The sequence below is a fragment of the Opitutaceae bacterium TAV5 genome (assembly GCA_000242935.3).
Classification (GTDB): domain Bacteria; phylum Verrucomicrobiota; class Verrucomicrobiia; order Opitutales; family Opitutaceae; genus Geminisphaera.
In genome coordinates this window covers 1046425-1060329 of the sequence record CP007053.1, presented here as the reverse complement: position 1 = coordinate 1060329, position 13905 = coordinate 1046425, and the positions used below count along the sequence as shown (strand labels likewise).

8 protein-coding genes are annotated in these 13905 nt (G+C 55.2%); 5 read left to right on the top strand and 3 right to left on the bottom strand.

The features are described 5' to 3' along the window. The first annotated feature begins 1614 nt into the window (after nucleotides 1–1614). The 3 genes from OPIT5_05065 to OPIT5_05055 all read left to right on the top strand — a co-directional run bounded on the left by OPIT5_05065 (nucleotide 1615) and on the right by OPIT5_05055 (nucleotide 5059). Nucleotides 1615–2586: a glycosyl transferase family 1 gene (locus OPIT5_05065; protein AHF89694.1), complete on the top strand. Its 972-nt coding sequence runs from the start codon at nucleotides 1615–1617 to the stop codon at nucleotides 2584–2586. Between the two features lie 33 nt (nucleotides 2587–2619). Next, a complete protein-coding gene (locus OPIT5_05060) occupies nucleotides 2620–3594 on the top strand; it encodes an oxidoreductase (GenBank protein AHF89693.1) in 975 nt (324 codons plus the stop codon). Between the two features lie 61 nt (nucleotides 3595–3655). Continuing rightward, complete coding sequence (locus OPIT5_05055; GenBank protein ID AHF89692.1) at nucleotides 3656–5059, top strand: capsular polysaccharide biosynthesis protein; 1404 nt, start codon at nucleotides 3656–3658, stop codon at nucleotides 5057–5059. 22 nt (nucleotides 5060–5081) lie between these two features. Here OPIT5_05055 and OPIT5_05050 read toward each other — a convergent pair whose 3' ends face one another. Continuing rightward, a complete protein-coding gene (locus OPIT5_05050) occupies nucleotides 5082–7238 on the bottom strand; it encodes a hypothetical protein (protein AHF89691.1) in 2157 nt (718 codons plus the stop codon). A gap of 566 nt (nucleotides 7239–7804) precedes the next feature. Here OPIT5_05050 and OPIT5_05045 point away from each other — a divergent pair. Together OPIT5_05045 and OPIT5_05040 are read left to right on the top strand one after the other, a co-directional pair. After that, nucleotides 7805–10276: a hypothetical protein gene (locus OPIT5_05045; GenBank protein ID AHF89690.1), complete on the top strand. Its 2472-nt coding sequence runs from the start codon at nucleotides 7805–7807 to the stop codon at nucleotides 10274–10276. A gap of 634 nt (nucleotides 10277–10910) precedes the next feature. Further along, complete coding sequence (locus tag OPIT5_05040; GenBank protein ID AHF89689.1) at nucleotides 10911–12110, top strand: cell filamentation protein Fic; 1200 nt, start codon at nucleotides 10911–10913, stop codon at nucleotides 12108–12110. Nucleotides 12111–12513: 403 nt separating this feature from the next. On the opposite strand, the gene OPIT5_05035 is transcribed toward OPIT5_05040, so the two are convergent. Both OPIT5_05035 and OPIT5_05030 read right to left on the bottom strand, forming a co-directional pair. Next, complete coding sequence (locus OPIT5_05035) at nucleotides 12514–13383, bottom strand: XRE family transcriptional regulator (GenBank protein AHF89688.1); 870 nt, start codon at nucleotides 13381–13383, stop codon at nucleotides 12514–12516. Between the two features lie 159 nt (nucleotides 13384–13542). Continuing rightward, nucleotides 13543–13875, bottom strand: a complete 333-nt coding sequence (locus OPIT5_05030; protein AHF94093.1) for a hypothetical protein — start codon at nucleotides 13873–13875, stop codon at nucleotides 13543–13545. Between the last annotated feature and the right edge of the window lie 30 nt (nucleotides 13876–13905).

Below are 13905 nucleotides of genomic sequence, written 5' to 3'. Positions count from 1 at the left end.
TTGAACCATGGATATTACATCGGTCTCATTGGAAAAAAAAAATTGCACATTGGTTATTCGAAAACTATAATTTTAAATATGCATCCCTTTGGCGTGCACTAACAGACAAAGAGGCGGATCAAATAAGGGCGCAAGGGATTACTGCACCAATTATTGTTGCCCCAAATGGCATAGAGCTTGCAACATTTGAGGAGATTCCCGGCCTACGGAATCGCTTAAGGTCACAGAGAACAAAGAAAACGTTACTCTTTTTGGGACGTCTCCATCCGAAGAAAGGACTGGATATGTTGATAAGGGCTTGGGTAATGACGCCATTAGTTTTAAGGAAAGATTGGCAGATTGTTATTGCTGGACCAGATGAGTTAGGACATGAGGCGATACTAAAAAAACTGGTGAAGGATACTGGCTTGTCTGAGGAAATTATTTTTATCGGGTCAGTAAGTGGAGAAAGTAAGCTACGCATTCTCGCCGAAGCAGAGGGGTTTGTATTGCCTTCTTACAGCGAGGGTTTTTCTGTCGCCATTCTTGAGGCAATGGCATGTAGACTTCCTGTTATTGCTACTAGGGCATGTAATTTTCCTAGTCTAGCAATAGATGGGGGAGGCTGGTGTGTTGATGTAAGTCTTGAGGGGATTAAGGAAGGTTTACGGCTATTCCTTACGTCTAGTGATCAGGAGCGTAAGGATCGAGGAGTATTAGCTCGAAAATTGGTTGAGAGAGTCTATACGTGGGATACTGTTGCAAGAGAAATAGGCATTGCCTGTCGGAATATTGCTTAAATAAAATGACATGTATTCGAAATGATTTATTTGATTCGGCCAGAGGCTATAATCGGGGGCGAGGAGTGGGAGCGTTTTTATTGTGGCAGTTGATTAAGTGGCTTTTTTTTAAAACGGTATTTCCTTGGCCGTCCTCTTTAAAGGTTGCACTGTTGAGAATATTTGGGGCAAAGATGGGGAAAAATATCTGTTTGAAGCCACAGGTGAATATTCATTTGCCTTGGAAATTGGAAGTAGGAGATTTTGCTTGGATTGGGGAAGAAGTGTACATTTTGAATTTTGAAAAAATCTACATTGGCCCGCATGTTTGTATCTCGCAACGAGCGTTTTTATGTGGTGGAAATCACGATTTCCGTGACCATACGATGCCCTATCGTAATGGGCCGATTACAGTTGAAGGAGGAGCATGGATCGGTGCTCAGACGTTTATTGCACCCAATATAACAATTGCTGAGGAAGCGATTGTTACGGCTGGCAGCGTGGTTTTGAGAAATATGCCGCGGGCAACGATTTGTTCGGGGAATCCATGTGTTCCACTAAAACCTCGGTGGAAGAATAATTAATATCTGTTTTCTAAGCAGTGCCTAAAATACAAATTATAACAAATTTATTTCATCCGGATGAATTGGCTGGTGCAGCATTATTTTCCGACTTGAGTCAATTCTTGCACGAGCGCGGCCATGACGTTCGAGTTTTGTGCACATTCTCGTATTATCCAGCTTGGCGTTTAAGGAGGGAGGATTGTGGCGTGGGAGTACGTGAAGAGCAGTGGAAGGGGATTCCACTCAAGCGGATCTCAATGTATGTTCCGAATCGAGCCTCGGGAGTCCGGCGCATGCTTTCCGATTTGAGTTTCTTCTTGTCGATTTTGATACGGAATGGGTTTCGCGGTTGGAAACCAGATGTGATTTTAACGGCATCCCCGATGTTTTCCCAGTGCCTGGCTCAGCGATTCATCTATCCGTTTCGGAGTATTTCCCGGATGATTGTTGTGCAGGATTTTGTCGTCGATGCGGCTCTTGAACTGGGCATCCTCAAGTTATCTTTAATTGGCATACCGCTTCGTTGGCTGGAGCGTTGGAGTTTTCGTTCCGCAGCAACACTTTCCACGATCAGCGATGCTATGCTAGAAAAGTTAAAGGGGATTGTTGGCGATGATCGTCGTCTGATCCTTATTTCCAATTGGATTCACCAAAGCATTGCCAATGAGATTGTCCGGCAACGGCAGTCAGCACTTATTCGCCGGGAAGGTATATTACTCTATAGTGGAAACCTCGGCGTAAAGCAGGGGTTGCCCCAATTTCTGGAGGTATTTCAGCTTGGCCGCGATAACTGGAGTCTGGAAATCCATGGCGGAGGGGCGGAACTCGGGAGAATGCGAGACGCGGTGAAGGACGCCCCAGGGGTAACTTTGGGAGAGGTTTTGCCCGAGACGGATTACGTCACAAAATTACTTACTACCTCGGTCTGTCTGGTGACGCAAATGCCGGGGGTGGGAGCTAATTTTCTGCCCAGCAAATTATTGCCTGCATTGGCGGCGGGAACCCCGGTTCTGGCTGTTTGCGAAAAAGATAGCCCCTTGGGCCGCGAGGTGGTGAGGGGACAATTTGGCGATGTCGTGCCGCCTGGCAATGTAGAGAGGTTGCGATCAGTACTGCGGCACTGGCGAGCTAATCCGGATATTTTGAGGACTTACTCAGCGAATGCTCTGGGATGGGCGGGCCGTTACTCCCGTGATCATGTTTTGGGACAATACGAAGCGGAACTTTTGAAGTTGGTGGCTCAAGGTTCCAAGCAAAATAGTTAATTGGAAGCCAAGTCTGATTTTATCTAATCTAAAATGAAACATTCGATTGTATTTGGCGGCGAGGGTTTTATCGGGAGGCATTTGGCGGACCGATTGTTAAATGATGGGCAGCAGGTGACGAGCGTTGACTTAGCCGAGTCCGATCGACGAGAGGGGATAAAACGGCGTTTTGTCACCGCAGATGTGCGGGGAACGTTGACTTTCGAAACCTTGGAGGCCTCCCCCCCTGTTCTTTTTAATCTGGCAGCGGTGCATCGTACGCCGGGACATCCCAACCGTGACTATTTTGATGCGAATCTTAACGGAGCGGAAAATGTTTGCGACTTTGCCCGGAAAACGGGAGTGCGGACAATCGTTTTTACGAGCTCGATCGCTCCTTACGGAGCTTCTGAGGAACTAAAAACCGAGGAGACGCTGCCGACACCTAATACGGCGTATGGTATCTCCAAGTTGGTAGCCGAGCATATCCACCGCAGATGGCAGGCGGAGAAGCCAAGCGAGCGTCGTTTGGTGATCGTGCGACCGGGGGTAGTGTTTGGCCATGGAGAGAAGGGTAATGTCACACGGCTTTATTGGGCGTTGCGTCGCAAGCGCTTCGCTTACCCGGGGCGCACGGATACGATCAAAGCGAGTATCTATGTCAAGGATGTGGCCGCGCTTTTGGCGGAGATGTCTGAACGGCCTGAGTCAGGCGTATTTGTCTATAACCTGACTTATGAGCCTGCCCCTACGATTAAGGATATCTGCACTGTGATGAGCACGGTTACAGGGGTAAGGACTCCAAAGCGGGTTGTCCCGGGGATTGTCCTGCGCGGTGTCGCAACCGCTCTTGGTTCGGTGCATGGTTTGCTAGGAGATGGGTTCCATCCTGATCGGGTTCGAAAGTTGATGATCTCTACCAACATCAGCGGAAAAAAACTGCAAGAGGATGGCTACACGCTGAAATATTCCCTGGAGGATGCCATTCGGGATTGGTGGAAGGATTGCAAAGAGTCCGGGCTGGAATGATGCGAAAAGCCGCTCGGGAATTTCAGATTTCAGTTTTCAGCGTTTTAGCTTTCCCTCATATATGATCGTTTATCGCCAGCGAGGCCTCGCCAATATTCATACCTTTCTGGTCACCCTTATCGCGACCGGATTCTTGCCTTTGTATCGGGAAATCCTGCCATCGCTTACCTATGTAAACCTGGAGGAAGTAGAGTTGCTGCCTTATGTGGTGGCGGTCTTCCTGGGGATGGTGACGAGTTCCCGGCTGATTCATGATCGGGCCACTCACCTTCACCAGCTCGAATACTGGAACGCCTTTGTTCTGGCGCTCCGGCAGGCCGTTGTTGTCGCGGCATTCATTTTTACCTTCATGTTCATGGCCAAGGACCGGACGGTCAGCCGTCTGTTTCTGGGCTCTTATCTGGTGTTACTGACGGGGATATTGACCGTGTTGCACTCCCGGTTGCCGCGCATGCTGGCCGATATCCTGTTTCCGGATTCGGCCAAGATGCCAACGTTGTTTGTTGGGCGCACGGGCAATCTGGAGGCTTTGGACTCCTGGATTACCAATCGTGGGCATCTGGGTATGATACCGGTGGGGCTGTTGTCCGATACCCCGCCTAGCCGGATAGAGCGGGCGGTGGCACCTTACTTAGGTACGACCGAAAAGCTGGCCCAGGTTCTCCGGGAGCGACGAGTAGGGCAGGTAATCCTGCTGGAGTGGATCGATGATCCCTTAGTGGTGGAGCGGATGATCGGGCTGTGCGAATCGGAGGGATGCCGATTTCTGATCCACAACAACTATGGCGCCAAGTTCGCCCGCACGTTTATTCCTTTGGAAGAGGGGGGGCACCATTTTCTGGCCTTACAGCACGAGCCATTGGAAGATCCGCTCAACCGCCTGCTGAAACGTCTGGTGGATATCGCGATTTCTCTACCCATCGTTCTGTTCGTCGTGCCTCCACTCTGCATCTGGGTCCGCCTCATGCAACGTAAGCAGGCTCCGGGTTCGCTGTTTTTCGTCAATCCGCGTGGCGGGCAGAACCGGATGAGTTTCAACATGCTGAAATTTCGATCGATGTATGCGATCGAGCACGATATCAACAAGCAGGCGACCAGGGGTGACAGCCGCATCTATCCCTTCGGAGCCTTTTTGAGGAAAACCAGCCTGGATGAGTTCCCCCAGTTCATTAATGTACTCAAGGGGGATATGAGCATCGTGGGGCCGCGTCCGCATCTGCCCAAGCACGATGACGAGTTCAGCCAAGTAGCCCGATCCTACCGGATTCGGTCACTGGTCAAACCGGGTATTACCGGACTCGCTCAGGTGCGTGGTTATCGGGGCGAGATTACTGATCCGGAAAAGCTCCACCGTCGGGTGTACTGGGATCTGTATTATGTGACCAACTGGTCGCTGGCTCTGGATTTCCGGATCATTTTCCTGACTGGTTGGCAAGTCATTCGTCCACCCAAGACTGCATATTAGGTTTTGATGTTTATGGTAGTTGTCAGGGTGACAACGGGACTTCAAATGATTCGGGAGGTTCCGATAGCTGAAATTGCAGGAGGGGAAGTGATTTTGTAATTACCTCCAGTTTTTCCGTATCGTGAGGACCGGCTTTCTCTTTTATTTGGTCATAACGATTTCGTTGGTCGTTCGTCTTTAAGGTAAGGACTTGGGAATTGGAATCAAATCCCAAGTCTTGCCAACGTTCCCATTCCGTAATTTTTTTGGATTCTTTTTCTTTTATTACGATGGCACTTACACTGGGTGTAGACCTGATGAAGAAATTTTTATTGAAGCTGTTGGCAATAGATATGCGACGGAGGTCGTAAGTGATCTTGGTATCGAAGATGATATTGTTGGTAAAGATGATACCGGTCGGGAGTACGGGGTCCCGATTTTCCCTGTTGATTGTTTCGGGATAACGCTTGCGCCATATTGGAAACTTCCTGAATTGCTGCAAGGGTTTGAGTGCAGCATCGAAGATGGTGCGATTGGCGATGAACAGCGCGATGTTGGAATGGAAAATGTAGTTGTCTTTTATCGTTGTATATCCACCTCCTCCGATATGGATGGCGCTTGATCCTATGTTGCTCATGATGTTTGAAAGAATATATGTGTGCTCCAGCAAATCATCCAAGTAAATCGCATGTGCTTTGTCTGCCGATGTATACCATGCCAATGAGGAGCTTTGTGAGCCCGGTTTGCTTATTTGGAGTCCATGTATCCGTCGAAAAATATTAGCCATGATCTTGGTCCCCCGACTCGACCAATCACGTCCTGCGTAAATGGCTCCAACATCATTGGTTTCCTTGGCAACATCTTCGATGATATTGTACTGTATCAGGTGTTCGTTGCCCGAGAATATGATCGCGCTATGTGGAGCATCCTGAATCCTGTTGTGTTCAAGGGTAATGCCTACACCCGAAATGCGGAAGGCCGGGTAATAGCATTTCAGGCGTTCTCCTGTTTTGGTTAATATATTGTTGCTGGCTATGATTCTGGATTGCGTAAGAGATGGTCTATCTCCTCCGGAAAGAATCATGCCTCCAAGGCCGGGAGAGTAGATGATATTCTGACTGATGCCGAGAGGCTCCTGGGTACTGGCGGTAAGTGCCTGATACCCAGCCAAGCTGATTACGTTCCCTTCGAACTGCACATCAGCGCAGTCGTTGATAACAATACTATCGCCGGTACTGATCTCCCAGGTTAGTCCTTCGATAGTGAGATGTCTGGTCTTATCGATGCTCAGGAGAGTCGGCAGAGTAGAAACCGTGACTGTCCCATCGCTCCCCGGCCAAGGTAGGACATAAAGCTGGCCGGTGTGGGAGTCGAACCACCACTCTCCCGGAGCATCGAGAGCTTCTTCGACATTGAGGAGAGCAAACCTTGCTCCAGGGACAAACGGATATCGGGGTTTTTGCTCGAACGAAATTTCCCGGGTGGTGGCATTGATCCCGGCAATGTCCAGAATCTGGTCAAACCAGTCCGGCTGGGTGAAGACATGAATGCTACCTGTTTTATGGATGTTTTTCCGGATCTCTTTGGGAAGGTCCAGAGCGGTGAAGCCGGTGGGACGATTTTTGTCGGTTTGAGCAATATAAGCCCAGTTTTCCCCATACGGTTTTTCCGAATTCCAATTCGGCCAGCGAGCCAACTGTAACCTTCGGCGTTCCGCAAAAACTTCAAACACAGGTAGATTCTTGCCCAAGCGGCTTTCTCGTTTGGGCGGCGCTTTGACGATACCTGGGTCGAAATCGTAAACAAGGGGCTTGCCCAGTTGGGGGGGGGCTTTGGGCTTTAACAAAACTCCGCCGATAAGGCGCGGAAACTCCCCCGAGTAAGCCGCGATACGAAGAGGCGTCTGTGCGGTTCCGGAATCTGCTTCGGTCAGGCGGATGGTATCGACAAGATAATAATCACCTCCTCGAACGATGATTTCCGTAATCGGATCAGGTGATTTTTGGGATTTTCGAGTCCGCTCGATAGCGGTTTGCAGGGAGGCGAGAGGGCCATCGTTCCGGTTAGCGGCAACTTCCGGTAGATTACCCGACCAGGAATCGTTCCCGTCAGGAGCGACATAGATGTGGCGGGCATCCTTGCTCCAGGCTTCCAGCAACGGAACAAGGCAGAAGAAAAAACAGGCTATCCATCTGGTCATAATTTCACCGGTTACGGCTTTGCCGGAAAACGCAAGGGCAGGCCGGCCCTTGTGCGTCGATTTGCCGCTCTTTTCGGAGAATCAGAAGGCTGGAGAGCCGGATTTCCGGTTCTTCGGGTCTCTGGCCCTCCACTTCTTCGGACAGCTTGACCCGATAAGGGCGGGTGTGAATCGTCCGGTAAATGGGTTTCCCGGCATGGCCACCGCTTCGCTTTCTCGCGTTTTTCCTGTTGCTGTGCCCGCTCGCCGGTCGGGGGCAAGGAGCGGGATTCGATACCGGGATGTCCGTCGAAAAGCTGGCCGAGGCCATGCCGGCTGTCGATCGACCGGTGTGGTTGCGGTTGCGGGGGATGCAAGGGGCGCCGGTATGGCGGGCGGACGGAGGACCGGAGGGCCGGGTGAAGATCGCTGCACGGCGGGCGGCTCTGGCGAGGTTGCGGGCAAAAGGGTATTTGCTCGTGGCGGGTCACTTGCGCTGGGGCAACGCCTCATGGGCCGGAGGTGTGCGAGCAGGGAGTGGCTCCCGGTTTCCACAGGATTTGCGCGAGGTCTACGAGCGGTGCCGGTTGCTGGCGCTGACTTACGGCGATCTGATCGATTACTGGGAGATCGAGAATGAACCGGACATCGCCTTTTCGGCAGATAACGCCGAAACGTATGCCGCGTTTTTCAAGGCGGCGGTACTCGGTGTGCGGGTGGGGCGCGCGCGCGCAAGCGCGCGACAGCACGCGCCGCGAGGCGGCGCCGTGGTCATGGCACCGATGGCGTTGCCGCCAGGGCCCTATTTTCAGCGATTGCTGGATCTTGGGCTGCTGGAGTGGACCGATGCCTTCAATTACCACTATTACGGCTACGCGGAGGATTTTACCGGGGTGTATCGGCAGTTTGAAGCGGCGGCGGCAGAAAGTGGCGCGGACGTCTCGTCCGCAGTCCGGAGCGGGCGGGACGCCCGCGCCACGCGGGGGGGCGACGCCCACGGGCAGGGATGCCCGTGCCACGTCGGATGCGGGCGGGACGCCCGCGCCACAGCGCTGCCCGTCCTGTTGACTGAATACGGCTACGGGCCGCTCGATGCGGTGCAGAGCAGGACGGTCGAGGGGCGGGTGCGCCAGTGGCGGTGGTTTCGGGATACGGAGGCACAGATCGACGCGCTCGGCATCGAGGGGCCGATGGCGTTTTACATGATGCCGTACTATGAGCGCGGGATTAACGAATTTGGCCTGCTGATGCGCGAGCCGGGTGGCGCGGGCGTCCCGCCGGCTGTTGGAGACGCTGAAAATCTGAAAACGGAAAAGCTGAAAGCGGAGGGTGGCGCTGGCGTTCGGACCGTTCCGCGGGCGTTGGCCCGTGCAAGCCTGCATCCGGTGTGGCCGGCCCAACTGTCGCCGGCAGGGATGGCGGGCATGCGCTCGGGTGGCTGGACGGTGGGACCGGCGGAGGCTCCGGCGGTTTTCCGGGCCGGCGGGGTGACGTTTGTGCCGGGGGACTTCGGGGCGGAGGTGCCGGAGCCGTGGATGCGGCGGATCGGACAAAAATTCGGCGAAGGTCTGGAAGCATCGCCGGCCATGGCGTGGTTGTGGGAACGGGCGGTGGCCCGGTGGCACGGCCCTCCTGGCCGTGGATGGCGCGGGAGTGGCATGGGCATCCTGCCCATGTCCGGAAAGACATTTGCGGCGCGGAGCGCCGTCCACGGGCTGGAAGCCCGTGTCACGTCGGAATCATGGGCAGGATGCCCATGCCACTTCTGCGCCGCCTCTGACGTCTCTTTGACTTACCCCCCCCCTCGACCTTCCGGCTCCCCGGTGGTGATCGATTTTTTGCCGCAGGAGGGGGAGGGGCTTGTCCAGTTCAAGGACCTGGGCGGTTATCTGGTGACGGAGGAGATTCTGGGCGGGAGCTATTCGGGAACGGGAAGGCTGGTCGTGTACAATTTCAGTGATCGGCCGGTGGCAGGCTCCTTGCGGTTGCCGCCGGAGTTCCGGGCGGAGTTCGACGACGGAGAAACGGCGGGCGGCGCGGTGCTGATGCTGGCGCTGGCGGCCGGAGCGCGCCGCGAGATCCCGGTGCGCGTGGCATTCGGAAAACGGGATTTTGCGGGAAAGGATGCGGAGGTGGTGTGGGAGCCGGGAACGGATGAGATCGCCGCGGAACAGCAGCCGTCCGGCGAGGGCGGGATGCCCGAACGTGGCACGGGCATCCTTGCCCGTGAGCGGTGCCTCTCCGCGTGGCACGGGCTTCCAGCCCGTGGACGGCGCTCCGCGCCGCAAATGTCTTTCCGGACATGGGCAGGATGCCCATGCCACTACTCCCGATCCGTCCACGGCCAGGATGGCCGTGCCACTTCGCATGCAGGCGGGGGGGGCGCTGGCGTCAGCCGGTGGCTGACGACCTTGTATCCCCAGCCTGCGGGGATGCGGTGGCAGGCGCGGGAGGTGTTTGCGTTCGGGGGAGAGGAAGCGGAGGCCGCGCGCGAGCGGTTGCTGGCGCGGCCGCTGGCAACCGGTGAACCGGCCGTGAAAGCCGAGGGGCGCTGGCTGGTCACCGACGGGGTCGAGGTCGAGGAAACGGAGGACGGATGGCTCTTTCACCTGGAAAAATTCCCGCCGGATGTGCCGATGCGTCCGATGGTCGCGGAGTTGCCATTGCCCGCCCATTTCCGGTTCGGGCCCGGCGAGGTGTTTTTGATGAACTATCGCCAGGTGGCTCCGGACGGGGCCGAGCCGGTGATGTTGCGGGTGGACGATCCGGACCGGCGGATGCGGCCGGTGACCGGGGAGTTTGGCGATATGATGGACGTGTATTTTCGCACGGAAAACGGGAACCTGTTTTCAACGTCGTATCGCCTGAATGTGAAGCCGGAGTGGCAGCGTTATTTCGTGACGGCCAGCGGGCTGACGATGGCGTTCTGGGGGAGGGCGGAGCTGCCGTGGCGATTCGCGGAAAACCGGCCGGTGTCGCTGGTGTTTTTCCTGCGCCCGAGAAGCCTCCCGCTGGCGTTCGAGGTGAAGCATCCGGCCATCGGAACGCTGACGCAGTGAGGCCGGATCGATCGAAGCGTTGAAAAACGTAGTCGGGAGAACCGCAAAAGAGCGCAAAAATCCTCACGCGGATGAAACGTTGCGTGGCGCTTATAAGCGCCATGGAGAGCTTCTCTGCAAAAAGATCCTTTGCGCCGCTTCGCGGCTAAAAAAATCCGCGCAATCCGTGGTCAAAATACATTTTTAGAGCAGTTCAAATAAAGCTGTAGTCGTTTTTTAACCACGGATTTCACTGATTATCACGGATTCAGACCATGCCTTGCCGCTTCCTTTTTATCCGTGAAAATCCGTGCAATCCGTGGTTCTGTTTTCAGGATCCTGTACGGCTACAATTTTTTAAAAAATGCTCTAACCGCGAAAGAACGCGTACCGAGCGAAGCAACAGCCTGCCATGGACGCGAATAATACCAAGGTCTCAAGGGAGGATCAAAAAATCAGAAATTACACAGAGAACACGGAGAAGGCACAGAGTTTCGGGAGGGCAAACGAAGCACTGGCACAAGACAGTACATCCCGAAGAATGCTACCGGCCAGATTCATTGAGGATAGTTCAAAGAAATAGCCGTATCATCCATGAAAAGACAGAGTTGCTATTTTGAGATTACCGGCCAGATTACCGGCCATCTGATTACCGATGAGTGAACCCGCTGCTTTTTATATCAAGCCCTCTTCCATGGAACCTCTGTTCCCTGAAGACAGGGAACACCGGCTTGCCGGACTTGCGGGCGAAGTGCTGAAAGCTTCCTCACGTCTTTTCGGTTCCTTGCATCCCGTCACCCGTAAAAGCCTGACGGAGGTCGTTCGCCAGATGAACAGTTATTACTCAAATCTGATCGAGGGACACCGGACGCATCCGGTGGAAATCGAAAAAGCATTACAGGGTGATTATTCGAGGGATCCGGCGAAGCGGGCGCTCCAGTTGGAAAGTCGTGCCCATGTGGAGGTGCAGCGGCTGGTGGAAGAGCGCATCGGGGGCGGGGAGACGTTTTCCCTGTGTTCCGGCGAATTCTTGCAGTGGGTGCATCGGGAATTCTACCGGCGTCTGCCGCCGGAATTCCGGCAAGTGGCGACGACTTCGGGCAAGGTCTCCGTTGTCGAGCCCGGCGTTTTTCGGACGGCGCAGGTTCAGGTGGGATCGCACTTCCCTCCGGCTGCCGGGGCTCTGGAAAACTTTATGAGCCGGTTCGCTCTTTACGAACCGATGCGGCTCGACCCGGTGCAGAGAATCGTCGGGGCTGCGGCCGCTCATCATCGCCTGGCATGGATTCACCCGTTTCTCGATGGAAACGGGCGGGTGATTCGCCTGTTCACCCATGCATGGATGATCGCCTCCGGAATTGACGGAGCGGGGCTGTGGACGGTGTCACGGGGGTTGGCCAGGAGCCGGTCGGTTTATATGGACAGACTGGCGGCTGCCGACGCTCAACGCTGGAATGACTACGACGGGAGAGGTAATCTGACGGACAGGGGGCTATTTGCCTTTTGCCAGTTCTTTCTGGAGACGATGCTGGATCAGATTTTGTTCATGGCATCGCTGCTGAATCTGGAGGCGATCGAGACGCGGTTTCTCCGTTACGGGGAGATTCATTCGGTGACCCGGGGCGAAAAGAATATCGGGCCGCTTTTGCGGGATATCTTCATGCGGGGAACGGTGTCCCGGGGCGAAGCCGGGAGGATACTGGGCATGCCCGAACGGACGGCCCGACGCTACGTCAGCGACCTGATCGAACGCAGGATACTGGTTTCGGATGGTCCCGGCCAGCCGGTGCGGCTGGTGTTTTCGAGCGACAAGCTCGGCTATTATTTCCCGGATCTTTATCCCGAAGGGATTTGACCGGTGCGGCAGTGCAGCCCGAAGGGGCTGACCGGCATATTTCATACGTTTCTGGACAGTCATCACGGAAACCGGGCAAACACTTGACATTTAACGTTTAAGGGGGGATCTAAAAATACATTTTTTACCGCTAATGAACGCTAATTGACGCTAATAAAGACAGGGATGGTGGAGCCATCGGGTTTTATTCGCGTTCATGGCAGGCTGTCGCTTCGCTCGGTATGCGTTCATTCGCGGTTGGCTCTTCAGAGATTCCCGGAGGAGAAGCATACGCTTGATAACGTCCCGACTGTTGTTGATTTTTACACAAAGGCCGCAGAAAGCGCAAAGGATTGTTTTTCAGGAACTTCGCGTTCTTTGCGACCTTTGTGTAAAACCCGGAATTCCGGGACCACGGAGGTGATCAGCGCAACTGCGGATCGTCGAGCGACAGCAGCAGGTTGTCACGCTGGCCGGAGCCGCCTTGGTGGTTGAAGCCTTTGCCGAGAGAGGTCTCGATACGGAGGTTTTGCGCGGCGCTGGCCGAAACAAGAACGGGTTCGCGGGGAACCTGCACCCGGGTGCCGGCTGGCTGGACGTTGCGCCGGTCGTAAAGAACCGCCCCGTCGCGCTGGCGGACAATCTTCAGATTGGTGGGGCCGGTGAGAACGATGTAGAGGGGACCCTCGTCGACCGGCGTTATGCCGGACGAAGCGGCAGCCGGTGGAGCAGAGGGCGTCTTGCTGCCGCCGCCAAAAATCTTGACCCCGGCCCAGACGACGAGGACGAGGAGAATGATGCTGGCGGTGATCAGGGTCCCGGTCTTCAGGATAAGCGCGCGGTTGAGATTGAGGCCCGCGATGCTCGATCCGATCGAAAAGGTCCGCACGGTCGGGGGAGGAGTCGCCTGGGGCTTGTGCGCAGGCGCTTCGGGAGACGGGTTCGCCGCGACGGGGGCGGGGGAGACGGGCGAGGTGTCGGCGGGGGGTTTTTCGCTGGAGACGGAAAGATCCATGCGTCCGTAGACCTCCCGGTTGAGCGCCTTGGCCGAACGGGCTTCGCCGAAGCCGAGCGCATGAAAGTCGGCGAGGATGCGGTCGCCGGGCAGCTTCAGGAAATTGGCGTAGTTGCGGAGAAAGCCATGCAGGTAGATGTCGGGCAGGCGGATATCAAACTGGTTGCTCTCGAACTTGTGGAGGTAGTCGCTGCGAATTTTGGTGGCTTCCGCCGCTTCGCGGATGGAGATGCCTTTCCGTTTGCGGGCTTCTTCGAGGCGTTCACCGATCGTTTGCATAAGGTTGAGTTAGAAAAAAGGATGGGCCAGGGGAAGCAGTATCTGGAACTGTCGCGGGAGAAGTTGCAAGCGGTAGCTGGATATCCGGCCGGGCGGCGGCAGGGGCGCGGGCGTCTCGCCGGCAACTGGAGGCCTGGAATCGTTCTCATTCTCGTTCTCTTACTCCTTCTCCGGATCGTACTTTTTCTCGTACTTCTTCTCTTGATCTTGCTCGTGCTGCGGCGCGTCGTGCGAATGCCGTGGGAATGCCGGAGCAGGAGAACGATCGATCAGGAGAACGATCAAGAGAACGAGAAGGAGAACGAACCCGGACCAGAGAAAGAGAACGAGAAAGAGAACGAGAAAGAGTACGAGAACGATTCCGGAGTGGCGCGGGCGTCTCGCCCGCTTCGGAAAGCTGAAACAGGCGCGGAGGCCAGGCCGAAAAAATGGCGCGGACAGGCGCCGCCGTATCCGGAAAGGCACGACGGGCGCGCCGCCGCGCGGATTCAAAAAAAAAGCGCGATCCGGAGGAGGATCGCG